The sequence below is a fragment of the Amycolatopsis sp. NPDC104587 genome, from assembly GCF_055583645.1.
In genome coordinates, this window is the sequence record NZ_JBVJNO010000023.1 from 16,867 (window position 1) to 40,161 (window position 23,295).

The window sequence follows — 23,295 nt, forward strand, 5'->3', positions numbered from 1 at the left end:
TCAGGGCGCCGGGATCGGCGCACCCGCGCACGACGCCGTTGTCGTCTTGCCCGTGTCGAAAAAGGCGACAGCGGCGTCGGCGCAGGGCAGCGACGACAGCGAACCGTGGACGTCGTCCTCGATCGTCATCAGCGCGCCGCCGATCCGCTGCCGCATCGCGAGCGCCCAGCCGATCGGCGTGACCGGCTCGAAGGTGTGGCCGACCAGCTGCAACGGGCTTGTCCCTTTTTCGAACGACCACGGCCGGGCGGCCAGCGGCCAGCCGACGCAGAGCTGTTCGTAGAGTCCGTAGCCGCCGGCGACCGGCAGGCGCTGCGTGCGATCGAGACGGTGCTGCCAGACGGTCTCGAAGTCGCGCGGGCTCGGTGACTCGTTGCAGAGGAGGGCTGTCTGCTGGAAGTGGTTGAACGCGTGCGGCTCACCGTCCCAGCCGAGGCCACCGCTCGGTGCCACTCGATCAGGTGAAGTTGTTGCGCCGTCGCGGATGTCGGCGAGCTGCCGGGCCAGGCCGGCCCACTCGCGGCGCGGGTTGGCGAGCATGCCGTTCACCGTCGCGCCGTCGAGCTCGCCCCGCGGGTGCGCGGTGAGCTCGGCGCGCAGGTCGAGCAGGGCCTTCGCGACGACACGCTCCGCGGTCCCGAAACGGTAGACGGCGTCGTAGCGGGCGATCCACGACGCGAAGTCGTGGAAGGTGTTCTCGCCCGCGGTCGCCTGGCCGTCGTCCATCGCCGTGACGTTCAGGTCCGGCGGCATGACGGAGTCGAGCAGCATCTTGTCGACGTGGGCGTCGAAAAGTGTCCGGTACTGCGCGCCGAGCGCGGTGCCCCAGGAGACGCCGTAGTAGCCGATCTTGGCTTCGCCGAGAGCCTCGCGGATGCGGTCCAGGTCGCGGGCGATGGTCGGCGTGGTCAGGTTCCGGACGAAGCCCGGGTGGGCGTCGACGCACTTGCGGTTCGCCTCGGCGGCACGCTCCGCGGCTTCGCGGGCCTTCTCCTTGTCAGGTACGCCCGGGTCCGGTTCCTGGACGTCGACCGAACACGGCAGGTCTGCGCTGTAGCCGACGCCGCGCGGGTCGAAGCCGATGAGGTCGTGGTGGACACCGGGGCCGCCGGGTTCAGCAGCACTGCGCCGGTCCGGTCGCCCGTCGCCCGGATGCGGCTGACGGCGACGTCGATTTTCGGACCACCGGGATCGGCGTAGTCCAGCGGGACCGGGACCAGCGTGCATTCGGTGCGGGTGTCCCCGGGGTCCCAGCCCTTCGCGACGGCGGAGCAGAGTTGCCAGGAGAGCTCGTCCGCGGCGGCGACCGCGGGGACGGCGGGCAGCAGCGCCGCCGCGGTGAGCAGCGGGACAGCGAACCGGGTGATCGACATGGGCCCAGGCTGCCGCGCGCGGGAAGGGCGGAGATCGGCCGATCAGCCGATGGTCACCGCCGAACGGCCATCGGGAGCCGCTGTCGGATTTCGGACCACAGGCCCTGAGACTCAGCCCAAGCCCATGAACATCGTCTGGTGCAAGCCGCGCACGTGCTTCCGTGTCACGCGCGCCGCGGCATCCGGATCGCCGGCGGCCAGGGCCTTCACCAGGCGGCCGTGGTCGCGGTTCGACTCCCGCAGCTTCTCCATCGGGTACGGCAGGTAGAAGCGGTACAGCTCGGCCAGCACCACTTCGTACTGCGCGACGGCCGCAGCCGGCCCGGGGGCGGCGACGGTCCGGTGGAAGTCCGCGTCGAGCTCGTGGAACTCCACCCAGCCCGCCGCCGTGTCCATCCGGGCGACCAGCGTCCGCAGGCGCGCGAGGTCCGGCGGCCGTTTTGCCACAAATTGGACCAGGCCCACTTCCAGCACCAGGCGGTGGTCGATCAGTTCGCGAACCTCCGGCACCGACTCGCGGTAGGCGCCGACCTCGCGGACCTGCTCCGTCGGCGGATCTTCGGCCACGAGCGTGCCGCCACCCCGGCCTCGGCGGCGTTCGATCAGGCCGTCGTCGGCCAGAGACTCGAGGGCCCGCCGGACGGTGATCTCCGCGACGCCGAGGGCCCGGGCGATCTCGGCGTTCGACGGCAGGCGCTCCCCCGGCTTCAGCAGGCCGAGCTCGACGGCCAGCGCGATGCGGGCGCGGACGGTGTCCAGCGCGGACAGCCGCCGGATGCCGGTCAGCGCCGGGGCGCCCAGGTCTGCCGTGCCCATGAACCGACCGTACCGCACAAACTGCTCATCTTGAGCACTCTTGTTTAAGTGCTCAAGATGGACTATTTTTCGTCCATGCCGCGACCACTGCCGATCGCCTTGGTGCAAGCGCCGCCCCGACCTGCCGGAGACGACGGGTTCGCGGGCGAGGTCGAGGCCGTCCTTCGCCGTTTTCCGGACACGCGCCTGGCCGCCTTCCCCGAGCTGCACCTCTGCGGCGTCGACGGCGAAGGCGACGAGCGCACGAAGCGACTCCGCGCCGCCGCCGAGCCACTGCGCGGACCGCGCACGAAGGAGCTCGGCGAGCTGGCCGGCGACCTGGGGATCTGGCTCGCGCCCGGCACCGTTTGCGAAAAAGGCGACAACGGCGAGCTGTTCAACACCGCCCTGGTCTTTTCCCCGGCCGGCGAGCTGACGGGCTGGTACCGGAAGGTCTTCCCGTGGCGGCCGCACGAGCCGTACGACCCGGGTGACCGCTTCGTCGTCGCGGACCTGGCCGAAGCCGGCCGCGTCGGGTTCTCGATCTGCTACGACGCCTGGTTCCCCGAGGTGACCCGGCACCTCGCCTGGATGGGGGCCGAACTGGTGCTCAACCCCGTCCAGACCACCACGCCCGACCGCGCGCAGGAGCTCGTCCTGGCCCGGGCGAACGCCATCGTCAACCAGGTCTTCGTCGCCAGCGTGAACACGGCCGGACCGCTCGGCATGGGCGACAGCCTGCTCGTCGGACCCGAGGGGGATGTCCTCGGCGCGTTGCCGGGAAACGACCACGGCGTCCTCGCCCACACGATCGACCTCGACGAGGTGGCGCGCGTTCGCCGGGACGGCACCGCGGGCACCAACCGGATGTGGGAGCAGTTCACCACCGCCGACGCACCCCTGAGCCTGCCGCTCTACCAGGGCCGGATCGACCCGGACCGCTGGCGTCCACAAGAAGGAGACGACCGATGACCTCCACGGCCGCGACTCCGGCGACCCTGCAGCGCCGGCTCGGGCTGCCCGGCGTCGTCCTGTTCGGGCTCGCCTACATGGCGCCGCTGATCGTGCTCGGCACCTTCGGCATCGTCGCGACGACGACCGAAGGCACCGTGCCGTCGGCGTACCTCCTCGCCCTGGTCGCGATGCTGTTCACCGCGGCGAGCTACGGGAAGATGGCCGCCACCCACCCCGTCGCCGGCTCGGCCTACACCTATGTCCGGAAATCGGTCGACACGCGCGCCGGATTCCTCGTCGGCTGGGCCGTGCTGCTCGACTACTTCTTCCTGCCGATGGTGATCTGGCTGATCGGGGGCGCCTACCTCTCGGCCGAGTTCCCCGGCGTGCCCAATTGGATCTGGTTGATCACTTTCATCGCGCTGACGACGATCCTCAACGTGCTCGGCATCAAGATCGCCGAGAAGGCGAACTTCGTGCTGATGGCGTTCCAGATCCTGGTGATCGGGTTCTTCGTCGTTCTTTCGGTCAAACAGGTGCTGCACGTCGGCGGCTCGCTGGCGAGCACGCAGCCGTTCTTCCACCCCGGCAGCACGCTGGGCACGATCTCCGGCGGCGCCGCGCTCGCGACGTACTCCTTCCTCGGCTTCGACGCCGTGACGACGTTGACCGAAGAGACGACTGAGCCGCGCCGGACGATCCCCCGCGCCATCCTGCTGACCGCGTTGATCGGCGGTGGCATCTTCGTCGTCCTCGCCTACTTCACCCAGCTCGCGCACCCCGGCAGCTCGTTCACCGACGAGTCGTCCGCCGCGTTCGAAATCGCGACGACGATCGGCGGGAACCTGTTCGCGTCGTTCTTCCTCGCCGGCCTGGTCGTCGCGCAGTTCGCGTCAGGGATCGCGGCGCAGGCGAGCGCGTCGCGGCTGATGTTCGCAATGGGCCGCGACGGTGTGCTGCCGCGAGTCTTCGGCAAGCTCCAGCCGAAGTTCGCGACGCCGGTGTTCGGCATCGTGCTGACCGGTGCCGTCGGGCTGGTGGCGCTGACGCTGGACGTCAGCACGTCGACGTCGTTCATCAACTTCGGGGCGTTCACCGCGTTCACGTTCGTCAACGTCAGCGTGCTCGCGACGTGGCTGCGGGACCGGGCCGGGAAACGCGTGCTTACCTGGATCGTCGCGCCGGCGATCGGGGCCGTGGTCGATTTGTGGCTACTGGTCAACCTGGACGGGATCGCGCTGGTCTTCGGCCTGGTCTGGCTGGCGATCGGGATCATCGTGCTGGCGGCGATCACCCGCGGCTTCCGGCGGCCGCCGCCGGAGATGACCTTCGAGGAGTAGGTCCGGCCGTCTCGGACAAGGCGGACCTCGTCAGCCTCCCGGGCACTCGTTGCCGCCGCCGCTGTGCTCGACGCAGTGGCGCGGTCCCGGGGCGACCGGAGCGTGCCGGACGTCGTCCACCCAGTTCAGGGCCGCGATCGCGGCGGCCACCGCCAGGCAGATCCCGAAGAACCACGTCCACCCGCGGCGCCGCGTTGTCGCCGAAACGACCACGCCCACGAGCGGAAGGCCCGCGCCGAGCGCCGCGGCCCAGACGAAGACGTCGCCCGGGTCGCCGGGCTCGCCGAACACCGGGACGCTTGCCAGGATCCCTTGCAGCACCAGGAGCGGGACGACGATCAGCAGGCCGACAGCGCACAGCGCCAAGACGACCGAGGTCCAAACAGTACGAAGTTCCCCCGCCCGGCCAGTATGGCCCGGCCCTACTGCTCGCCGAGGGTCTTCTGCAGCGCCTTGTTCGCCTTCCGCGCCATGTCCGCGACGGCCTCGCGTCGCGCGGCGTCGGCGGCGTAGTCGTCTTCGCGGTTACGGACCACGCGAGCCGGCGCGCCGACCGCGATCGAGTAGTCCGGGAGGTCGCCGCGGACCACCGCGTGCGCGCCCAGCACGCAGCCGCGGCCGATGCGGGTGCCCTTCAGGACGCTGACCTTCGTGCCGAGCCACGTGTCCGGGCCGATCCGGACCGGCGACTTGACGATGCCCTGGTCCTTGATCGGGATGTGGATGTCCGCGATGACGTGGTCGAAGTCACAGATGTACACCCAGTCGGCGACCAGCGTGGCCGCGCCGAGCTCGATGTCGAGGTAGCAGTTGATCACGTTCTGGCGGCCGAACACGGACTTGTCGCCGATGCGCAGCGAACCCTCGTGGCAGCGGATGGCGTTGCCGTCGCCGATGTGGACCCAGCGGCCGATCTCCAGGCGCCCGTAGCCGGGACGGCAGTGGATCTCGACGTTCTTCCCGAGGAAGAGCATCCCGCGCAGGATGATGTGCGGGTTGGCGAGCCGGAACTTGAGCAGCCGGTAGTACCGGACCAGGTACCAGGGCGTGTACGCGCGGTTGCGCAGCACCCAGCGCAGTGAGTCGGCGGTCAGGAACTTCGCCTGTCGCGGATCGCGGCGCGCCTGCCGCCAGGCCCGCACCCGCGAAAGAGCGGGCGCACCCCACATCGACGTCATGCCGGTGACCGTAACCTGTGTGCGGGACGGGTTCACGGGCAAGGGGAGCTGGATGGGCACGAAGCTGATCATCGACACCGACCCGGGCGTCGACGACGCGCTGGCGATCGCGCTGGCCGCGCTCTCCCCGGACGTCGACCTGCTCGGCGTGACGTCGGTGTTCGGCAACGTCCCGATCGACCGCACGACCTCGAACGCGCGACGGCTGCTGGAGCTGTTCGGCCGCACGGACGTCCCGGTGGCCGCCGGGGCGGCGCGGCCGCTGGTGTACTCCAAGCCGCGCGACGCCAAGGAGGTCCACGGCGGTGACGGCCTCTCGGGTCACTCCTACACACTGCCGGAGGCGAGACGTCCCCTCGACGAGCGTGACGCCGTCCGGTTGATGCTCGACCTGCTCGAAGCGGCCGACGAGCCGGTGACCATCGCACCGATCGGGCCGCTGACGAACATCGCCGCGCTGCTCGCGGCCCACCCGGGCGCGGCGGCGAAGATCGCCCGGCTGGTGATCATGGGAGGCGGCGTGACGTTCGGCAACAGCACCGCCGCCGCCGAGTTCAACATCTGGAGCGATCCCGAGTCGGCCCGCCGGGTGCTGGTCGAAGAGGACGTCCCGGTGGTGCTGGTGCCGCTGGACCTCACGCACCAGTGCGCGGTCGACGCCGAGTGGCTGGCGAAGCTCGCGGCGTCGGGCCCGGTCGGCCAGACCCTCGAAGGGCTGACCTCCACCTACCGGCAGCACTACACGCGCGTGTTCGGCGAAGACCGGATGGTCATGCACGACGCGGTCGCGGTCGCCGAGGCGATCTCGCCGGGGATCCTGCACAGCGAGACCTACCGCGTGGACGTCGACTGCGGGCTGGGCCCGGCTCGCGGCCAGACACTGGTCGACCGGCGACGGCTCGGTGAAGACGATCCGCAGTTCTCCCCCGGCCGTCCGATCGAGGTCGCGATGGACACCGACCTCGACGGGCTGCGCGGCTTCGTCCTGGACCGCCTGACCGGGGCCGCCCGGTGAGCGAGGAGCCCGAGGCCGTGCCGGAGGAGACGCCCGAACCCCGCCGCCGGCGCACCGCGGTCGTGGTGGCCGCGGTGGTCGTGGTCGCCGCCGCGCTGGTGGCCGGCGTCCAGCTCGCGCCGAAGCAGCAGGAGACGACGAACGCGGCCGCGACGGTCACCTCGACGGCCGCTGTCCCGAAAACGACCACAGCCCCGCCGACGTCGGTGTCGGCGCCGCCGAAGGTGCCGGAAGCCAGCGAGTTCGACGCCTGGGCGTCCAAGACCAGCCAGTGGCTCGACGTCCCGCTACGCGCGATGGTCGGCTACGCGAAGGCGACGACAAAAATCGGCAAGGACATCCCGGGCTGCCACCTCTCGTGGGTGACGCTCGCCGCGGTCGGAAAAGTGACCACGGACCACGGCCGCGCGCAGGGCGGGCAGTTCGGCACCACCGGCGTGCTGGACAAGGCCCTCGGCACGATCGAGGTGCGGGACTTCTACAACAAGGTCGTCTCGACGGCGAACGCCGCCGGGCCGATGCAGCTGGCGCCGGCGGTCTGGGCGACGTACCAGGCGAGCTACTCGGGCGGGAAGCCCGATGTCCAGAACATCGACGACGCGGCGCTGTCCACCGGCCGCGCGCTGTGCGACGGCGGGCACGACCTGTCCCAGGGTCAGGTCTGGTGGGACGCGGTCGCGAAGCTGCAGTCCGCGCCTCTGTTCCTGCACCGGACGCTGGCCACGGTGAACGTCTACGGCACGGTCGGCCAGGGCTCGGCGGCGCCGAACGCCGCGGTGCTGAGCGCGGTGAACTTCGCCATCGACAAGATCGGCCTCCCGTACATCTGGGGCGGCAACGGCACCGGCGGCAACGACCCGGGCTTCGACTGCTCGGGCCTGACGACGGCGGCGTACGCGAGCGCCGGGGTCAAGCTGATGCGGACGGCCGACACGCAGTTCCGGAGCGTTTCGCACGTGACCGACCCGCAGCTGGGCGACCTGATCTTCTACGGCGAGCCGGCGACGAAGATCCACCACGTCGGGTTGTACATCGGCAACCAGCAGATGATCGACGCGCCGCAGACCGGCCAGGCGGTGCAGGTGCACTCGTACCGCAGGGACGGCGACGACTACGCGGGAGCGGGCCGCCCGACGGCGTGAGTTCGCTGGTCGGGCGGGGTGTGGTCGGTTTTCGGCCACGGTGACGAGCGCCGGGTGACGGGCGGCAGGTGGTCAAGTTTCGACCACGGCGGCGAGCGCTGGTCGGCCGTGCGGCGCGTGGTCGGTTTTCGGCCGGGGCGACGAGCGCGGGCGACCGACTGGCCGGGCGGGCTGTGGTCAGGATTCGACCACGCGACGAGCCCCGGCTGGCCGAGCGGCGTACGGCGCCTGGTCGGTTTTGGCCACGGCGACGGGCTCCGGTTGGCCGGTCAGCCGCGCGGGCTGTGGTCAGGATTCGGCCACGCGACGAGCCCGGCTGGCCGGACGGCGCGTGGTCGGTTTTCGGCCAAGGCGACGATCGCCCATTGGCCGGCCGGGCGGGCGGGCTGTGGTCAGATTTCGGCGACGGCTGCCAATTAGCCGAGTGGTATCGAAGGCGCGGTCAGATTGCCGCGCGAGCGAGATCCTGAAATGTTCTCCCCGCCCCCTTCAAGGTATAGCCGACCCCGGGGCTTGCGGCAAGGCCGGGGTGATGCCCCAGAATGGCTCGCCTGAAGCCAGGACCAGGGGAAATGGGGATTCATCAAGTGCGTGTTCTGTTGACGACGTGGGGATCGCGCGGGGACGTCGAGCCGTTGGCGGGGCTTGCCGTCGCCTTGCGGGAGCTCGGTGCGGAGGCGCTGGTGTGCGCGCCGCCGGATGGGGATTTTGTGCGGTTGCTGGAGCGGGCCGGGGTGCCGCTGGCGCCGTTCGGCGCCTCCGTGCGTCAGGTGGTCACCGGCGAACGGCCGGATCCCTTCCGGCTGGCGGCCGACCTGGTCGCCGCGCGGTTCGAGGCGCTTGCCACCGCCGCCGAAGGGTGTGACGTGCTGCTCGCGACCGGGCTGCTGCCCGCCGGGGCGCGGGATGTCGCCGAGAAGCTGGGCATCCCTTACGTCTACGCCAGCTTTCACCTCCACGGGCTGCCGTCGCAGGTCTTTCCTCCCGGCATGCGGCCGGGCAAGCCGTCGCCACCTGACGAAACCGACAAGCGGGTGCTCTGGGCGCAGGACGCCGAACGGGTCGACGCCCTGTACGGCCCGCCGCTCAACCGCGGGCGGGAGGCGCTCGGCCTGCCGCCGGTCGGCGATGTCCGGGACCACGTCTTCACCGACCGGCCGTGGCTGGCGGCGGATCCCGTGCTGTGTCCGTCCGACGGCATGACGGACCTCGACCTCGTGCCGACCGGCGCGTGGATCCTGCCCGACGACCGGCCGCTGCCGGCCGACCTCGAGACGTTCCTGGACGCCGGTGAGCCGCCGGTCTACGTGGGCTTCGGCAGCATGGCCGCCTACGCGCCGAAGGGCATCGCGCAGGTCGCGGGCGAGGCGATCCGCGCGCAGGGCCGGCGGCTGCTGCTCGGCAGCGGCTGGGCCGAGCTCGCCCTGGCCGACGGCGCCGACGACTGCTTCGTCGTCGGCGAGGTCAACCAGCAGGCGCTGTTCCGGCGGGTCGCCGCCGTGGTGCACCACGGCGGCGCGGGCACCACGACGACGGCCGCGCGGGCCGGCGCGCCCCAGGTTGTCGTGCCGCGGATCGCGGACCAGCCGTACTGGGCCGGGCGAGTGGCCGAGCTGGGCGTCGGCGCCGCGCACGACGGTTCGACGCCGACCGTCGAGTCCCTGTCCGCCGCGCTCACCACGGCACTGGCCCCCGAAACCCGGGCGAGGGCCCAGGAGGTCGCCGCCGGCGTCGGTTCCGACGGCGCCCAGGTGGCCGCGAAACTGCTCCTCGACCTGGCCGCTCAGCCGTAGCCGACGACGCCGTCACGGCTCCAGGTCGGCCATGCCCCGGCCGCTCACCAGGTCGAACGGCACGGACGCCTGGTCGTGCGTGATCAGCCATTCGCCGTGGATCTTCCGGAAGCCGAAGGTGGCGCGGACCCACATCCCGTCCGTCGCCACCCCGGTTTCGAGCGTGCCGCTCAGCCGGCCGAAGGCGTGCCCGAAGGCCACACTCCCGTCCACGGTGACCGTCAGGTCGCGGACCTCGTAGGAAACCTCTCGGAAGAAGGTGAACGCTTTCGCCCAGTTCTTGGCCTTCGCCTCGACACCGACGTGCTGCAGCGGCGGCTCGACGTCGAAGGAGACGACGTCCGCCGCGTAGTGCCGCATCAGGCCGTCGAGGTCCTTGGCCCCGATTCCGGCGACGATCCCGTCGATCTGTCGCCGGATTTCGGCCTCGTCGGTTTCACGCCGGGACGTCGCGCGCAGCGGCGCGAGGGCGGCGCTCCACGCGACGACCTGGTCGAGCATGGTGCCCAGCGTGCCGACGGTGTGGTCGCTGGGCTTGAGCGTCGTGAAGTTCTCGAACTCGGTCGCCAAGGGCAGCGTGACCTGCACGGCCACGTCGGCCATGTGCAGCGCGCCGCAGACGAGCCGCAGCTGCTCGACCGCGCGGGCGCCGCCCGCGCCGCCGTAGGACACGAACCCGGCCGCCTTGTTGTTCCACTCGTAGTAGACGTGGTCGAGGGCGTTCTTGAGCACGCCGGGCAGGGAGTGGTTGTACTCGGGGGTCACGATCACGAACCCGTCGAACGCCGCGACGACGTCCGCCCAGGCCCGGGTGTGCTCGTGGGCGTGTTCGCCGGGGGTCAGCGACGCCGGCGTCGGCGCGTCCAGGTGCGGTAGCGGGTGGTCGAGCAGGTCGACGAGCTCGAACTCGGCGTCGCCGCGCCGCGACGCCAGGTCGTGGACCCAGCGGGCGACCTGCTCACCCCGGCGGCCGGGACGGGTGCTGCCGAGGATGATTCCGATCTTGGTCATCGTTCTCCTGTTCCGATGCGGGTACTCCTCCGACGACGCGGCCCGCCGGAACGTCAGGTGGCCCAGTCTCAGCCGGTGATCGTGGTGCGCGGCCGCCGGCAGCCGGCTGTCGGCAGCCCAGGACAACGTGATCTCGCGACGGCAGCCGGGGCTGTCGACGGCGAGCCAGACGAGCGGGGCGCTCAGGGCCAGCCGCACGGACCCCAGGCCCTCGGCGACGGCACGGCGTCCCGCGTCGAGCTCGCCCAGGGAGCGTTCGACGTGGTCGCGAAAGAGCGGCCGGCCCGGTCGGACAGCGGCGCACCGAGCTCGCTCTCCAGCCGCGCGATGGCGCGGCTCAGCGACGGCTGGGCGACACGCAGCTCGCCGGCGGCGCGGCTGAGGTGCTCGAGCCGCGCCACCACGAGGAACCGCCGGAGTGAGTTCAGGTCCACGCATGCTCAGCCGAGGTGGTCGTTCGCCCCACTGACCCAGGCGATGTAGCGCTCGGCGGACCGGCGCACCGCACCCTGGGCGTCACCGAGGACCGTGCCGCCCAGCAGGCCGTAGAGGCGGTCGAACCCGTACTGCTCCAGCCGATCCACGATCCGCCGCACCAGCCCGGGCGACAGCGGGATCTTGTTGGGGTAGCTGCGCATGAACGTCACCCAGCCCGCCGCGGCCACCGGCACGATCGTGTCGCCGGCCAGCAGGGCCCCGCCGGTGGCGTTTTCGACGTGGGCCACCGCGGCGCCCGGGAAGTGGCCGCCCGCTTCGACGAGCGTCACCCCGGGCAGCACCTGTTCGGTGCCGGACCATTCGCGCAGCACCGGGGCCTCGCGCCGCACCCAGCGCCGGTCGGCGGTGTGCACCAGCACCGGAACCCGCCCGAGCCGATGGCTCCAGCTGACCTGCGAGCCGTACATGTGCGGGTGGCTCGCCACGATCACCGCGGCGCCGCCGAGCTCCTCGACCTTGGCGACCAGCGCCGGGTCGAGGTGGTTGGGCGGGTCCCACAGGAGGTTCCCCCGCGGGGTCTGCACGAGGTGCGTCCATTGGCCGATGCCGAAGGGCGGTTCGCGGTTCAGCCGGTGCAGCCCCGGTTCCAGCTCTTCGTGCACCACAGCATGGCTATCGGCCGACAGCTTTTCGAGGGTGGTCCACACCTGCCCGGCGGAGGGCACCCACTGGCGCTCGTCCGCGCAGATCTCGCACTCGCCCGCCGGGGGCCGGTCGGTGTCAGGGTGCTCGACCCCGCACGTCCCGCAGATCCAGATCGTCATGACGACAGTCTTGAAGCTCCAGCCAGGTCGAGGTCAAGGAACGTGTTCAGCAGCGGCGCCAGGACTTCCGGCCGGTCGAGCGGGATGATGTGACCGCAGTCCTCGACGAGGTGGGACGTCAGGTCGTCGGCGACCGGCCGCAGCTGACGGGCGAGCGCGTCCCCGACGGGCTGCGCGCCGATCGCCATGGTGGGCACGGTGAGCCGCCCGTGCGCGACGGCGTCCGCGATCTGCCCGGCGCTGACCGGCATCGCGCGGTAGTGGGCGAACGCGCCGCGCAGGGCGTCACGCCCGGTGTACGCGGCGACGAAGTGGTCGTGGATCTCGCGCGGCACCCCGCGTCCTCGCGTGCCGGCGTCGAGGAACCAGCCGATGTACTCGGCTTCGTGTCCGATGAGGACGGTCTCGGCGAGGTCCGGCACGGCGTGGAACCCGAACCACCACGGCGGTCCGCCGGCCAGGAAGTCTTCGGCGCCGGGAAGGCGGCCCAGCAACGACTCCATGAGGACCAGCCGCCGGACGCGCTCGGGGCGCCGCATCGCCATCAGGAACGCGGGCGGCGCGCCGGCGTCGATGCCGACCACGGCGGCCGTCGGCTCCCCGAGCGCGTCGAGGAGCGCTTCGGCGTCCGCGGCGAGGGTGCCCGCGTCGTACCCGCCGTACGGCCGGGCCGTTCCGCCGAGCCCGCGCAGGTCGGGCGTGATGACGCGGAACCGCGTCGCCAAACGTGGGATGATCCCGGACCAGAGCCGTCCGGTGTGCGGGAAGCCGTGCAGCAGCAGGACGGCCGGGCCCTCCCCCGTGACGCTGACGTTGACCTCGATGCCGTTCGCGCGCACCATCACTCTCCCCGGAGCAGTTACCATTGGTTACCAGAAAACCGTAGGTATCTCCCCGGCCCCGGCCAAGACGGCACTTTCCCGACAGGTGGTGAGCTCCAGGTGACCCCCTCCAACCGCGGCGACCTGTTCGACCCGGCGTGCCCGACGCGCCGGTTGCTCGACCGCATCGGCACGAAGTGGACGTCGATGGCGGTCAAGGTGCTGGCCGAGGCGGACCCGCGCGAAGTGCGCTTCGCCGAGTTGCAACGCCGGATGCCGGGCGTCTCGCAGAAGATGCTGTCGGTGACCCTGCGCTCGCTCACGAACGACGGCCTGGTCGCCCGCCGCGTCGAGCCGACCGTGCCGCCGAAAGTGCACTACCGGCTCACGGATCTGGGCCGGTCCCTCGAGATTCCCTTGGCCGCGCTGCGGAACTGGGCCGAGGAGAACATGGCGGCGATCGACCGGGCCAACGCGGCCGGGTAGCGAGGTCAGGCCGGGCCGGCGAGGCCGATCAGATTGCCCTCGACGTCGGTGAAATGGGCGACGACGAGGTCGCGTCCCTGCGCCCGGTCCGGGCCCATCCGGCGGGTGCCGCCGAGGCGTTCGGCCTCCGCCAGCGCCGCCGCGACGTCCGGAACGCCGACGTAAAACACGACGTGGCTTTGGTGGCCCGCGCCGCCGCCGACCCCGCCCGGGATGCCGTCGGTCTCGACGAATCCGTAGTTCCCGGCTTCCGACACCTGGTCGGACACGGGTCCCGACGTGTCGAACTCCCAGCCGAACAGCTCGCCGTAGTAGCCACGCAGCCGCGCCGGGTCCGTCCCGATGATTTCGAAGTGCACAACCGGATTTCCCATGGCGGCCACCGTACGCGGGTACAGTTGTTAAAAACAACCTCATAGTTGTAAATTGGCACCATGCCGACGAACCGGAGTTACGGCGACGCCTGCGCCACCGCCCGCGCGCTGGACGTCGTCGGGGAACGCTGGGCGCTGCTCGTGGTGCGTGAGCTGCTGCTCGGGCCACAGCGCTTCTCCGACGTCCGCCGCGCGCTGCCGGGCGCGAGCTCGAACCTGGTCACCGACCGGCTGCGGGAGCTCGAGGGCCACGGCGTCGTGGCGCGCCGGAAGCTGCCGCCACCGGCCGGTTCGACGGTTTACGAGCTGACGGCATGGGGCCGCGAGCTGGAGCCCATCATCCTGGCGCTGGGCGCGTGGGCGACCCGAGTCCCGCTCCCCCGGCCCGCGACGCTCGGCGCGACCTCGGTGCTGCTGTTCCTCCGCGGCTCCGCCCGTCCGCGCGAAAGCGCTTGCTACCGCGTCGAGCTGGACGCTCGGGTGTGGACGGTCCGGACCGAGCCGGGTGAGCTGACCGTCCAGCTCGGCGAACCCGACGAGCCGGACGCCGTGCTCCGGACCGACCCGCCGACGCTGAACGCCCTGCTCGAAACGCCGTCGGACCTCGACGCCGCGATCGCCGACGGCCGCGTCGAGGTCGAAGGCGATCGCAAAGCCGTGAAACGGCTGCTCATCGTGTAGGCACCCCCTCCCGCACGCGCAGCGACGGCGCGAGGAACGCGATCGCGAAGGTGACCACGACGGCCGACGACAACGCCCAGTGCAGCCCGACGCGCGTCGCGAGTGCCCCGACCAGCACCGGCTCCACCAGGAAACCCAGGTACCCGCACGCCGCGACGGCGGCGACCGCGCGGCCCGGTGCGTCCGCCTGTTTGCGGCTCGCGACGCTCCACGCGATCGGCACGATCCCGGCCACGCCCAGACCGACAACCGCGAAGCCGAGCACGACCGCGGCCGGCCACGGCGCGGCGAGGACCACGGCGAACCCGAGCACGGCGACCGTGGTCGCGAAACGGACGAACCGCACCGCACCCGTCCGCGCCACCACGCGGTCGGCGACCAGCCGGACCGCGATCATCGTCCCGGAGAAGGCGAAATAGCCCAGCGAAGCGAGCGCGGGTGTCGCGCCGGTGACGTCGGCGAGGTACACCGCGCTCCAGCTGTTGACCGCGCCCTCGGCGACGAACCCGAAGAACGCGATCACGCCCAGCGGCACCAGCGCGCGGCTCGGCCACGCGAACGCCGTCTCGCCCTGGCCGCGGTCGGCGCCGGTGAGGAACCGGGTGCGCGCGGCCCACAGCGCCAGCGCGAGCAGCACCGCGCCGGCCACCGGGAAGTGCACCGAAACCGGGACGTGCAGGGCCTCCATCAGCGCGTCGGCCCCGGAGCCCGCGAGGCCGCCGATGTTCCAGAACGCGTGGAACCCGGCGAAGATCGAGCGCCCGTACCCCTCCTCGACGCGCGCGGCGTGCGCGTTCATCGCGACGTCGAGCAGGCTGTTGCCCACACCGAGCACCACGAGCGCGGAGACGAACACCGGCGCCGACCAGGCGAACGCGACCAGCGGCAGCCCGGCGCAGAGCACCACCGCGCCGAGCACGACGGCCGCACGGCTGCCGATCCGCGTCAGCAGCGCTCCCGCGCCCAGCAGCGTCAGCACCGACCCGGCCGCGAGGCCGAACAGCCCGATCGCCAGCTGTCCGGTGCTCAGTCCCAGCTGGTCCTGCACCGCCGGCACCCGGGCCAGCCAGGTCGCGAACGCCGCCCCGCACACCGCGAAGACGACGGAAACCCCCAGGCGCGCGCGTTTCAGTTCCCCGGTCACCCCTCGGATTATCCTGATCTTCGGGTCCGCGGGTGCCCTTCGGGGCAGCCGATCAGGACTCCCGCAGCCACCGCCGGAGGCCCTACGGTGGTCGGGTGAAGTCACTGAGCCACGACCGGCTGGCCGAAGCCCTCGTCACCGAGGCGGAGCTGTTCGGAACGGTGATCGCGGACGCCGAGCCGGAGCTGCGCGTCCCGACGTGTCCCGAATGGACGCTCCACGAGCTGACCCGCCACGTCGGGCTGGCCTACCACAAGTCCGCCGCGATCATCGCGAGCCGGCCCACCGGCTACGTGCCGTTCGACGCCGTCACCGTCGACGACCCGCCCGGGTTCGACGCCCTCGGCGACTGGCTCCTCGACGGCGCCGAACAGCTGGTCACCGTCGTGGCCGAGGTCGGCCCGGAGACCTCGACGTCGACCTGGACCCCCGACCGCCGCGCCGGGTTCTGGACGCGGCGGCTGACCCACGAGACGGTCGTCCACCGCGCGGACGCCTCGCTCGCGACCGGCGCCGACTACGAGGTCGACGCCGATCTCGCCGTCGACGGCATCTCCGAGGGCCTCGACCTCGTGGCCGTTTTTTCGCGACAGCACCACCCGGCGCTGGACCGGACAGCGCTGCGGGGCACGGGCGAGACCCTGCTGTTCCGCGCCACCGCCCCGGCGGTCGAGTGGCTGGCGCGGCGGACGCCGTCGGCGGTCGAGGTGAGCCGCGAAACCGCCGAGGCCGACGTCGTCGTCGAGGGGCGCGCCGTCGACCTGCTCCTGGCCCTGACCGGCCGGATCGCCGTCGACGACCCGCGGTTGTCGATTTCCGGCAACGCCGGTCTGTTCCGGCACTGGCGGGAGAACACGAAGTTCTGAGGCGTTCCCTCGGCTAGAATTCGGCGTTCGTTCCGCACCTGCGGACCCGAGGAGGCCGGATGCTGCTCCGTGTGCTCGCCCTTTCCGCCGCGTTGCTGGCGGGAACCGTCGCGCCGGCCGGCGCGTCGACCCGGACGGTGACGATCGACGGCGCGGTCGCCACTCCGGCGTCGTACACCGCTTCGCAGCTGAAGGCCTCCGGCGGCGACCTCGCCAAGCTCGTCGCCGCGGCGGCGCCGGTGCTGCCACCCGGGAAGAACACCGCGCTGCGGGTCACGCTGACCGTCACCGGCTCGGCGCACCGCGCGGTCACCTTCGCGCTTGCGGAGCTCGACCCGGCGTTCGGGAACCACCCCGCCGTCCTGACGACCGATCATGGGATCAATCTGGTCGTGCCGGGCGATCGGGACCGCAGCCGCGGTGTCCGGGACGTCCGGCGCGTACAGGTGGCCGTTTCCGCCGCGACCGCCGCCGAGCGCGCGGTGCGGATCACGACCGCGCACCGGTCGGTCACGCTGCCGCCGGCGTTGCTGGCTCACCTGCCGTCCCGCACGGTGACCGCGTCCTTCGGCTCGGGCACCGGCCGGCAGACGCACACCGAGACCGGGCCGTCGCTGGCCCTGGTGCTGCTGGTCGCCGGCGTGCTCCCGCGGCCGGACACGGCGGTGGTCGCGGTCGGCGAGGACGGGTACGGCGCGGCCGTCACGCTCGCCGAAGAGCGCACCGGCGGCCGTCCGCTGCTGCTGTCCACGGTGGAGGACGGTGTCCCGCTGGCCCTGCCGCGGCTCGTGCCGCTGGGGGACGTCAAGGGCGGCCGGTACGTCTCCGGGGTGACGGCGCTCGACGTGCGCTGACGTCAGCTGTGGTGCACAGACTCGACGGTGTAGAGCTGCGGGTCGGCCGTCGCGAACGCCAGCGCGGCCTGCATGTGCTCCTGGCACGCCGGGTCGGCGAGCATCGCGCGGAACGCGTCCACGCTCTCCCATTGCGCGTAATTGACCACACGCGTGCCTTCGACGCCGGCGTGGATGGTTCGCCGCGACGAAGCCCGGCCGGTGCCGCATGACGTCCTCGGTGGCCTTGACCAGCACGTCGACCAGTTCCCGCTGCCGCTCGGGGTCGACGGTGAAGACGTTGACCAGGGTGGCCAGATCCGCCCCGGCGGTGATGGTCGCGGTCGCCATGAGTCCTCCTTTATGTCAGGATCCTTACATCTCCAGTATGTGTAAGGTTCCTGTCATGAGCCAAGCCCCGACCGGCGACCGGCCCGGCTACCTGCTGAAACGCGCCCAGCAGGCGTTGCACCAGGCCTGCACCGACCGCCTGCGGCCGCTGGAGCTGTCGATGTCGCAGTACGCCGTGCTGCGCGCGCTCGCCGACCACCCCGGCGCGTCGTCGGCCGAGCTCGCGCGGGTCACGTTTGTCACCCGGCAGTCGCTGCGGGACGTCCTCGGCGGGCTGCGGACGGCCGGCCTGGTCACCGTGGCCGAACGGGCGACCACCGGACGGGCACTGCCGGTGGCGCTGACGCCGTCCGGCCGCACGAAGCTGCACGCGGCCGACGACCTGGTGGCCGAGGCCGAGGAAGAGATGCTCGGCGACCTGTCGGGCGACCAGCGACGCTTCCTGGCCGGGCTGTTGCGCACCTGCGTCGGCAACCTGCTTGACGGCCACCATATAGTCGGAACCGACTAATAGGGAGCGACCAGTGTCACGCAAGATCCGCAACACGCTCGCGCTGGCCCTGCTCGGCCTGCTGCTGGAACGCCCGATGCACCCGTACGAAATGGCGTCCACGCTGCGCGAGCGCTATAAGGACAGCAGCTTCAAGATCAACCCCGGCTCGCTCTACGACACCGTGGAGGCGCTGGCGAAGCACCGCTGGATCGAGCCCGTCGAGACGGTCCGGGACGGCAACCGGCCGGAGCGGACCGTCTACGCGCACACCGAGCTCGGCCGCCAGGAGTTCGTCGCCTGGCTCGACGAGCTGGTCCGCGAACCGGTCGCGGAGTACCCGAAGTTCGTCGCGGCGGTGAGCTACCTCGGCGCGCTCGGCCCGGAGCGCGCCGCCGACGCGCTGGAGGAACGCGCACGCCACCTCGCCGAACGCATCGAAGGCGCGGACACCGCGCTCGAGGAAACGGTCGGCAAAGGGGCGCCGCGGCTGTTCATGATCGAGGTCGAGTTCGTCCGGCACGCGTGGCGGGCCGAGCTCGAGTGGGCGCGTCGCACGGTCGCCGAAATCCGGTCCGGCTCCCTGCCGTGGCCCGAACACTTCTGAGGGGAAGAACGTGCTCGAAACCGAGGTCTTGATCGCCGGCGCCGGCCCGGCCGGCCTGCTGCTCGCCGCCGAGCTCGCGCTGGCCGGCGTGCGCACGACGGTCGTCGAACGCCATCCCGAGCGGCCGCCGCACTGCCGCGGGTTCAACCTCAACGCGCGCTCGCTCGACCTGCTGGCCCGGCGCGGGCTGGCCGGCGACCTGGTCGCCGAAGGCCACCAGGTGCCGCACGCGCCGGTCACGGGACTGCCCGGCCCCCTGCTGCTCGACGGCACGGCGACCGACCACCCGTTTTCGCTGGGCATCCCGCAGACGCGCGTCGAGGAGGTGCTGGAGGCACGCGCGCTCGACCTCGGCGCCGAGCTGCTGCGGGGCCACGAGCTGCGGTCGTTCACGCAGTCGACGGACGACGTCCTGATCCACTGTGGACGGGAGATCCGGGCCCGGTACCTCGTGGGGTGCGACGGCGGGCGGAGCACCGTGCGCAAGCAGGCGGGGATCGGCTTCCCCGGTGTCGACGCGCGGTGGTTCGCGCTGCTCGGCGACGTCGAATGCGAGCTGCCGTACGGGGTTTCGGCCGGTCCGGACGGCCGGACGGTGTTCGTCATCCCGCGGCCGGGGTACGTCCGGATCGTCGTCCGGGAGGACGAGCCACCGGCGGACAAGTACGCGCCGGTGCCGCTGTCGCTGCTCCAGGCGCAGGTCGACGCCGTGCTGGGCCGGCACGTCGAGCTGCGGGAACCACGGTGGCTGACCCGGTTCGGCGACGCGGCGCGGCTGGCTTCGCGCTACCGGGAGGGCCGGGTCCTGCTGGCGGGCGACGCGGCGCACATCCACCCGCCGGCGGGGGCGATCGGGGTCAACGTCGCGCTCGACGACAGTTTCAACCTGGGGTGGAAGCTGGCGGCGACGGTGCTGGGGACGGCGCCTCCCGGGCTTTTGGACACGTATCACGCCGAGCGGCACGCCGCGGGGGAACGGATCCTGGCGAACACGCGGGCCCAGGTGGCGGTGGAGGAGGCGGCGCCGGAGGAGCCCTGGGCCGACCTCCTGCGGCGGGTGGCCGCGCACCCGGCGGGGAACCGCGCGCTGGCGGAGATCGTCACCGGGTTGGACGCGTGTTACGAGCCGGGCGAACACGCTTGGCTGGGGCGGATGGCGCCGGACGTGCCGTTGACGGTCGCGGGCCGCCCGACACACCTGGCAGCGCTGCTGCATCCGGGGCGGCCGGTGCTGGTGGATCTCGCCGGGAGGTTCGAGGGTTGGGCTCCAGGGGTCTTGGTGGTGGCGGCTTCTTCGTCCACTTTGGACTTCGACGCGGTTTTGCTGCGGCCGGACGGGCATGTGGCTTGGGTTGGGATGGCCGGGGCCGGGGATGCCGGGCTGGCCGAGGCTGTCCAGCGGTGGGTGGGGGATGTCCCGGCGCACGTCTGAGCCTCAGCGCGAGCGTTCCAGAACGGCCCGCTGCTCCACCCGGCCGTCCAGCGTGAACTTGCTGTGCGGCTTGAACCCCAGCTTCTCCACCACCCGCGCCGACGCGGCGTTCACCGGCTCGTACACCGCCAGCAACCGCTCCGCGAACCCGGACGCGAACACGTGGTCCCGCACCGCCGTCGTCGCCTCCGTCGCGTAACCACAGCCCCAGCCCGAGGGGGCTATCCACCAGCCCATCTCCACCGCCGGGGCGCCCAAGCCCGACTCCGTCGCGTTCCGGCGGACCAAGGACACCACACCATCGAAGGAATCCGCGCCCGCCGACACCGCGTACCAGCCGAAACCGTGAGTGACCCAGTGATCGAGCGTCGCGCGGTGCTTGGTGAGCGTGTACTCGTGGCTCCACGGCTCGCCCGTGCCCACGTAGCGGACCGTTTCCGGCAGCTGGGCCAGGGCGAACAGGTCGTCGAAGAAGTCTTCGGACCACGCGTGCAGCGTGAGGCGTTCCGTGGTGATCAGCACCGGCGGGAGTCTTCCAGCAGCACCGCGATGCCGTCGAGTTGGCGGCGCAGGCCGAACTCGAACGCCTCGTCGAGATCGACGTCTTCGACGCCCGTGATCACCTCCGCCAGCACCGGGAAGCGGCCCGACTCCAGGTAACCCGCGAGCAGCGCCATGTCCGTCGCCAGGCGCTGGTCGCCCGAAATGCCCGTGTCCTGCTCGGCCGCGACCTCGAACGCGTTGCTCACGGCCAGGCCGCCGACCCAGCCGTTGAGCGTCATGACCACCTGCAGCTTCACCCGGCGCCGCAAGCCCGACTCGGCCAGTGCGCGCAGGGACCAGTCGACCAGCCGCAGCCCGGCGGCCAGGACCGGCGGGCGGACCAGCGAGTTCAGCAGGATCGGCGCGAGCCACGGGTGCCGGCGGTAGGTGCGCCACTGGGCGCGGGCGGCCAGCTCGAGCCGGGGCCGCCACGCCGGCGGGCCCGGCTCCGGCAGCTCGGCCTCCCCCAGCGCCGCGTCGGCCATCAGGCGGAGCAGCTCGTCCTTGTCCGGCACGTGCCGGTACAGCGCCATCGGGCCGACCCCCAGCTCGGCGGCCAGCCGGCGCATCGACAGCGCGGCCAGGCCTTCGGTGTCCGCCAGCGCGATCGCCGCGCGCACCAGGGCCGCCCGGCCCAGCGGCGTCTTCTGCGGGGTCCGCTCGGCGACGACCGTGCCGCTGCCCGGCACCGCGCGCACCCAGCCCTGCTCGCCCAGCGCGGAGAGCGCTTTCGCCGCGGTCGCCATCGCGACGCCCCACTCGCGGACCAGCGCGCGGGTCGACGGGACGCGGTCGCCCGGCCGCAGCTCGCCCGCGTTGATCCGGCGACGCAGGTCCGCCACGATCCGCAGGTAGGGCGCCGGCTCGGCCACGAACACCTCGATCCGTACTAGAACACTTCACCCCGGGACCTAGAACGGTTTCAGGGTACTCCCCCATTGTCGGAGCCAAGGATTGCCGCAGGATTCCGCTGGTCAATACGGTGCCGATACAGCGTACTAACCAAGGGGGATGCCATGACCACGACCGAGACTCCGGCGAGCATCGGCGACGCCCGGCGCGCCACGCCGTGGTGGCGCCGCCCGTGGGTGTTCCCGCTGGGGCTGCTCGTCACGGTGTTCCTGGTGTACTCGCTCCCGCCCTACCTCGGCCTGGACCCGGCGGAGTCGCGGATCCCGGCGCCGGACGGGGTCGGCTGGTACTACCCGGTGCTCGTCACGCACATCGGTTTCGCGACCATCGCCATGGTGACCTGCTCGCTGCAGATCTGGCCGTGGCTGCGCCGGAAGCATCCGGTGGTGCACCGCCGGACGGGCCGCGTGTACGTCTTCGCCGGCGCGATCCCGGCGTCGATCGCGGGGTTCGCCATCGCGCTCGCCGCGCCGTTCGGGCCGATCGGGGCCGTGTCGAACGTCCTGCTCGCGCTGCTCTGGTTCGGCTGCACCGTGCAGGGCTACCGGATGGCGCGCGCCCGGCGCTTCGGTGAGCACCGGCGGTGGATGATCCGCAGTTTCGCGCTCTGCATGTCCATCATCAGCAACCGGATCTGGGGGATCGTCTGGGCGGTCGTCTTCGCGCCGCAGCTGGACACGACGTTCGGCGGCAGCGAGCTGGCGATGGGCCAGGCGATCGCCGGGATCACGACGTGGACGGGCTGGGTCGTGCCGCTGCTGGTCACCCAGTGGTGGCTGGAGCGGGGGCGCAGGCGCGCCTGAGCCCGTCACCGGCGGTCATGCCCCCGAACGGCCTATGGTCCGGACCACATTAATGGTCTATACCAATCAGGACAGGAATTCCCGCCGCCGCGCTCGTCGTCGTGGAGGTCCCCCATGCGTCTACCCCGTTTCCGTCCCCTCCTGGCCGCTTTGGGCGGTTTGGCCGTGCTGGCCACCGGGTTCGCCGCGCCCGCGGACGCCGCGGCCGGCTCCCCGATCCCGGTCGGGCCCTACGTCGACATGGGCGCGTGGCCGACGCCCAGCCTCTCGGCGATGTCCGCCGCGAGCGGCGTCAAGGGCTTCACACTCGCCTTCGTCAACTCCTACGGCTGCAAGGCCAGCTGGTTCGGCGCCTACGACCCGCGCACCGCGTGGCAGAAGGACGAGATCACCAAGATCCGCAACGCCGGCGGCGACGTCAAGATCTCCTTCGGCGGCGCGTCCGGCATCGAGCTGGCCCAGGCGTGCAGCACGTCGGCGCAGGTCGCGGCCGAGTACGACGCCGTCGTCAAGGCGTACGGCCTGAAGTACGCCGACTTCGACATCGAAGGGGCGGCCGTCGCGGACCCGACGTCGATCACGCGCCGCTCGCAGGCGCTGAAGACGTTGCAGAACAACAACCCGGGGCTCAAGATCTCGCTGACCCTGCCGGTGCTGCCGAACGGCCTCGACGCGAACGGGCTCAACGTCGTCAAGGCGGCCAAGGACGCCGGCGTCAACCTCGACCTGGTCAACATCATGGCGATGGACTACTACCAGGGCGCGGGTGACCAGGGCGCGAAGGCGATTTCCGCGGCCAAGGCGACGCAGGCCCAGCTGAAGTCGCTCTACGGGCTCAGCGACGCGGCGGCGTGGAAGAAGGTCGGCGTCACCCCGATGATCGGCGTCAACGACTCGCAGAACGAGATCTTCTACCAGAAGGACGCGAAGGCGCTGGTCGCGTTCGCGAAGACCGTCCACCTGGGCATGCTGTCGTTCTGGGAAGCGGGCCGCGACGCCAACGCGTGCACCGGCGCGCTCTACAAGTGCACCAACGTGCCGCAGTCGAAGTACGAGTTCGCGAAGATCTTCGCGGGCTACATGGGCTGA

At 71.7% G+C, this 23,295-nt stretch carries 26 protein-coding genes; 14 read left to right on the forward strand and 12 right to left on the reverse strand.

Going from position 1 to position 23,295, the window contains the following annotated elements; translation table 11 throughout:
- Positions 1-1,227, reverse strand: a complete 1,227-nt coding sequence (locus tag ACZ61C_RS44985) for an alpha/beta fold hydrolase (RefSeq protein ID WP_465314109.1) — start codon at positions 1,225-1,227, stop codon at positions 1-3.
- 257 nt (positions 1,228-1,484) lie between these two features.
- Complete coding sequence (locus ACZ61C_RS44990) at positions 1,485-2,189, reverse strand: FadR/GntR family transcriptional regulator (RefSeq protein WP_465314110.1); 705 nt, start codon at positions 2,187-2,189, stop codon at positions 1,485-1,487.
- A 75-nt stretch (positions 2,190-2,264) separates the two neighbouring features.
- Between ACZ61C_RS44990 and ACZ61C_RS44995 the strand changes: the two genes are divergently transcribed.
- Together ACZ61C_RS44995 and ACZ61C_RS45000 are read left to right on the forward strand one after the other, a co-directional pair.
- Entirely contained in the window at positions 2,265-3,140 is an 876-nt protein-coding gene (locus ACZ61C_RS44995; RefSeq protein ID WP_465314111.1) for a carbon-nitrogen hydrolase family protein, read from the forward strand.
- Positions 3,137-4,462 (forward strand): APC family permease, encoded by a 1,326-nt coding sequence (locus ACZ61C_RS45000; RefSeq protein WP_465314112.1) that lies wholly within the window; start codon positions 3,137-3,139, stop codon positions 4,460-4,462. Before ACZ61C_RS44995 ends, ACZ61C_RS45000 begins: the two co-directional genes overlap by 4 nt.
- A gap of 30 nt (positions 4,463-4,492) precedes the next feature.
- Here ACZ61C_RS45000 and ACZ61C_RS45005 read toward each other — a convergent pair whose 3' ends face one another.
- Both ACZ61C_RS45005 and ACZ61C_RS45010 read right to left on the reverse strand, forming a co-directional pair.
- Positions 4,493-4,828 carry a hypothetical protein gene (locus ACZ61C_RS45005; RefSeq protein WP_465314113.1) on the reverse strand — a complete coding sequence of 112 codons (336 nt, stop codon included), beginning with the start codon at positions 4,826-4,828 and terminating at the stop codon, positions 4,493-4,495.
- A gap of 56 nt (positions 4,829-4,884) precedes the next feature.
- Positions 4,885-5,640, reverse strand: a complete 756-nt coding sequence (locus ACZ61C_RS45010) for an acyltransferase (protein ID WP_465314114.1) — start codon at positions 5,638-5,640, stop codon at positions 4,885-4,887.
- Positions 5,641-5,692: 52 nt separating this feature from the next.
- Here ACZ61C_RS45010 and ACZ61C_RS45015 point away from each other — a divergent pair, with 52 nt between their 5' ends.
- The 3 genes from ACZ61C_RS45015 to ACZ61C_RS45025 all read left to right on the forward strand — a co-directional run bounded on the left by ACZ61C_RS45015 (position 5,693) and on the right by ACZ61C_RS45025 (position 9,590).
- Positions 5,693-6,655, forward strand: a complete 963-nt coding sequence (locus tag ACZ61C_RS45015) for a nucleoside hydrolase (RefSeq protein WP_465314115.1) — start codon at positions 5,693-5,695, stop codon at positions 6,653-6,655.
- 17 nt (positions 6,656-6,672) lie between these two features.
- Positions 6,673-7,797: a C40 family peptidase gene (locus ACZ61C_RS45020; RefSeq protein WP_465314211.1), complete on the forward strand. Its 1,125-nt coding sequence runs from the start codon at positions 6,673-6,675 to the stop codon at positions 7,795-7,797.
- Between the two features lie 587 nt (positions 7,798-8,384).
- Positions 8,385-9,590, forward strand: a complete 1,206-nt coding sequence (locus tag ACZ61C_RS45025) for a glycosyltransferase (protein WP_465314116.1) — start codon at positions 8,385-8,387, stop codon at positions 9,588-9,590.
- Between the two features lie 12 nt (positions 9,591-9,602).
- On the opposite strand, the gene ACZ61C_RS45030 is transcribed toward ACZ61C_RS45025, so the two are convergent.
- From ACZ61C_RS45030 to ACZ61C_RS45045, 4 genes are all read right to left on the reverse strand, one after another.
- Positions 9,603-10,601, reverse strand: a complete 999-nt coding sequence (locus ACZ61C_RS45030; protein ID WP_465314117.1) for an NAD(P)H-dependent oxidoreductase — start codon at positions 10,599-10,601, stop codon at positions 9,603-9,605.
- Between the two features lie 182 nt (positions 10,602-10,783).
- Complete coding sequence (locus ACZ61C_RS45035) at positions 10,784-11,035, reverse strand: LysR family transcriptional regulator (protein ID WP_465314118.1); 252 nt, start codon at positions 11,033-11,035, stop codon at positions 10,784-10,786.
- Positions 11,036-11,041: 6 nt separating this feature from the next.
- Entirely contained in the window at positions 11,042-11,863 is an 822-nt protein-coding gene (locus ACZ61C_RS45040) for an MBL fold metallo-hydrolase (protein ID WP_465314119.1), read from the reverse strand.
- A complete protein-coding gene (locus ACZ61C_RS45045) occupies positions 11,860-12,705 on the reverse strand; it encodes an alpha/beta fold hydrolase (protein ID WP_465314120.1) in 846 nt (281 codons plus the stop codon). The genes ACZ61C_RS45040 and ACZ61C_RS45045 overlap by 4 nt, the downstream gene beginning before the upstream one ends.
- Before the next feature lie 99 nt (positions 12,706-12,804).
- On the opposite strand from ACZ61C_RS45045, the gene ACZ61C_RS45050 reads away from it, so the two are divergent.
- The gene (locus ACZ61C_RS45050; protein WP_465314121.1) at positions 12,805-13,170 is read left to right on the forward strand and encodes a winged helix-turn-helix transcriptional regulator; all 366 of its coding nucleotides are present in this window, start codon (positions 12,805-12,807) and stop codon (positions 13,168-13,170) included.
- Positions 13,171-13,175: 5 nt separating this feature from the next.
- Here ACZ61C_RS45050 and ACZ61C_RS45055 read toward each other — a convergent pair whose 3' ends face one another.
- Positions 13,176-13,544, reverse strand: a complete 369-nt coding sequence (locus ACZ61C_RS45055) for a VOC family protein (protein ID WP_465314122.1) — start codon at positions 13,542-13,544, stop codon at positions 13,176-13,178.
- Between the two features lie 60 nt (positions 13,545-13,604).
- Between ACZ61C_RS45055 and ACZ61C_RS45060 the strand changes: the two genes are divergently transcribed.
- Positions 13,605-14,225, forward strand: a complete 621-nt coding sequence (locus tag ACZ61C_RS45060) for a winged helix-turn-helix transcriptional regulator (RefSeq protein ID WP_465314123.1) — start codon at positions 13,605-13,607, stop codon at positions 14,223-14,225.
- Here the strand turns inward: ACZ61C_RS45060 and ACZ61C_RS45065 are convergent.
- A complete protein-coding gene (locus tag ACZ61C_RS45065; RefSeq protein ID WP_465314124.1) occupies positions 14,215-15,369 on the reverse strand; it encodes an MFS transporter in 1,155 nt (384 codons plus the stop codon). The two genes, ACZ61C_RS45060 and ACZ61C_RS45065, sit on opposite strands and share 11 nt — an antisense overlap.
- Positions 15,370-15,464: 95 nt before the next feature.
- Here ACZ61C_RS45065 and ACZ61C_RS45070 point away from each other — a divergent pair, with 95 nt between their 5' ends.
- From ACZ61C_RS45070 to ACZ61C_RS45090, 5 genes are all read left to right on the forward strand, one after another.
- A complete protein-coding gene (locus ACZ61C_RS45070; RefSeq protein WP_465314125.1) occupies positions 15,465-16,235 on the forward strand; it encodes a maleylpyruvate isomerase family mycothiol-dependent enzyme in 771 nt (256 codons plus the stop codon).
- A 59-nt stretch (positions 16,236-16,294) separates the two neighbouring features.
- Entirely contained in the window at positions 16,295-17,089 is a 795-nt protein-coding gene (locus tag ACZ61C_RS45075) for a hypothetical protein (RefSeq protein WP_465314126.1), read from the forward strand.
- Positions 17,090-17,474: 385 nt separating this feature from the next.
- The gene (locus ACZ61C_RS45080) at positions 17,475-17,930 is read left to right on the forward strand and encodes a MarR family winged helix-turn-helix transcriptional regulator (protein WP_465314127.1); all 456 of its coding nucleotides are present in this window, start codon (positions 17,475-17,477) and stop codon (positions 17,928-17,930) included.
- Positions 17,931-17,943: 13 nt separating this feature from the next.
- Positions 17,944-18,516, forward strand: a complete 573-nt coding sequence (locus ACZ61C_RS45085; RefSeq protein ID WP_465314128.1) for a PadR family transcriptional regulator — start codon at positions 17,944-17,946, stop codon at positions 18,514-18,516.
- A 10-nt stretch (positions 18,517-18,526) separates the two neighbouring features.
- On the forward strand, positions 18,527-19,948 hold the full coding sequence (locus ACZ61C_RS45090; RefSeq protein ID WP_465314129.1) for an FAD-dependent monooxygenase: 1,422 nt from the start codon (positions 18,527-18,529) through the stop codon (positions 19,946-19,948).
- A 3-nt stretch (positions 19,949-19,951) separates the two neighbouring features.
- Here ACZ61C_RS45090 and ACZ61C_RS45095 read toward each other — a convergent pair whose 3' ends face one another.
- Together ACZ61C_RS45095 and ACZ61C_RS45100 are read right to left on the reverse strand one after the other, a co-directional pair.
- Positions 19,952-20,470 carry a GNAT family N-acetyltransferase gene (locus ACZ61C_RS45095; RefSeq protein WP_465314130.1) on the reverse strand — a complete coding sequence of 173 codons (519 nt, stop codon included), beginning with the start codon at positions 20,468-20,470 and terminating at the stop codon, positions 19,952-19,954.
- On the reverse strand, positions 20,464-21,369 hold the full coding sequence (locus ACZ61C_RS45100) for a TetR/AcrR family transcriptional regulator C-terminal domain-containing protein (RefSeq protein ID WP_465314131.1): 906 nt from the start codon (positions 21,367-21,369) through the stop codon (positions 20,464-20,466). The genes ACZ61C_RS45095 and ACZ61C_RS45100 overlap by 7 nt, the downstream gene beginning before the upstream one ends.
- 138 nt (positions 21,370-21,507) lie before the next feature.
- Here ACZ61C_RS45100 and ACZ61C_RS45105 point away from each other — a divergent pair, with 138 nt between their 5' ends.
- Positions 21,508-22,206 carry a DUF2306 domain-containing protein gene (locus ACZ61C_RS45105; protein ID WP_465314132.1) on the forward strand — a complete coding sequence of 233 codons (699 nt, stop codon included), beginning with the start codon at positions 21,508-21,510 and terminating at the stop codon, positions 22,204-22,206.
- 114 nt (positions 22,207-22,320) lie between these two features.
- The gene (locus ACZ61C_RS45110; protein ID WP_465314133.1) at positions 22,321-23,295 is read left to right on the forward strand and encodes a chitinase; all 975 of its coding nucleotides are present in this window, start codon (positions 22,321-22,323) and stop codon (positions 23,293-23,295) included.

Coding starts and splice junctions, on each gene's coding strand:
- ACZ61C_RS44985 (WP_465314109.1), bottom strand. CDS start 1,227: ATGCACGCTGGTCCCGGTCCCGCTGGACTACGCCGATCCCGGTGGTCC.
- ACZ61C_RS44990 (WP_465314110.1), bottom strand. CDS start 2,189: ATGGGCACGGCAGACCTGGGCGCCCCGGCGCTGACCGGCATCCGGCGG.
- ACZ61C_RS44995 (WP_465314111.1), top strand. CDS start 2,265: ATGCCGCGACCACTGCCGATCGCCTTGGTGCAAGCGCCGCCCCGACCT.
- ACZ61C_RS45000 (WP_465314112.1), top strand. CDS start 3,137: ATGACCTCCACGGCCGCGACTCCGGCGACCCTGCAGCGCCGGCTCGGG.
- ACZ61C_RS45010 (WP_465314114.1), bottom strand. CDS start 5,640: ATGACGTCGATGTGGGGTGCGCCCGCTCTTTCGCGGGTGCGGGCCTGG.
- ACZ61C_RS45015 (WP_465314115.1), top strand. CDS start 5,693: ATGGGCACGAAGCTGATCATCGACACCGACCCGGGCGTCGACGACGCG.
- ACZ61C_RS45030 (WP_465314117.1), bottom strand. CDS start 10,601: ATGACCAAGATCGGAATCATCCTCGGCAGCACCCGTCCCGGCCGCCGG.
- ACZ61C_RS45040 (WP_465314119.1), bottom strand. CDS start 11,863: ATGACGATCTGGATCTGCGGGACGTGCGGGGTCGAGCACCCTGACACC.
- ACZ61C_RS45045 (WP_465314120.1), bottom strand. CDS start 12,705: ATGGTGCGCGCGAACGGCATCGAGGTCAACGTCAGCGTCACGGGGGAG.
- ACZ61C_RS45055 (WP_465314122.1), bottom strand. CDS start 13,544: ATGGGAAATCCGGTTGTGCACTTCGAAATCATCGGGACGGACCCGGCG.
- ACZ61C_RS45060 (WP_465314123.1), top strand. CDS start 13,605: ATGCCGACGAACCGGAGTTACGGCGACGCCTGCGCCACCGCCCGCGCG.
- ACZ61C_RS45075 (WP_465314126.1), top strand. CDS start 16,295: ATGCTGCTCCGTGTGCTCGCCCTTTCCGCCGCGTTGCTGGCGGGAACC.
- ACZ61C_RS45080 (WP_465314127.1), top strand. CDS start 17,475: ATGAGCCAAGCCCCGACCGGCGACCGGCCCGGCTACCTGCTGAAACGC.
- ACZ61C_RS45105 (WP_465314132.1), top strand. CDS start 21,508: ATGACCACGACCGAGACTCCGGCGAGCATCGGCGACGCCCGGCGCGCC.
- ACZ61C_RS45110 (WP_465314133.1), top strand. CDS start 22,321: ATGCGTCTACCCCGTTTCCGTCCCCTCCTGGCCGCTTTGGGCGGTTTG.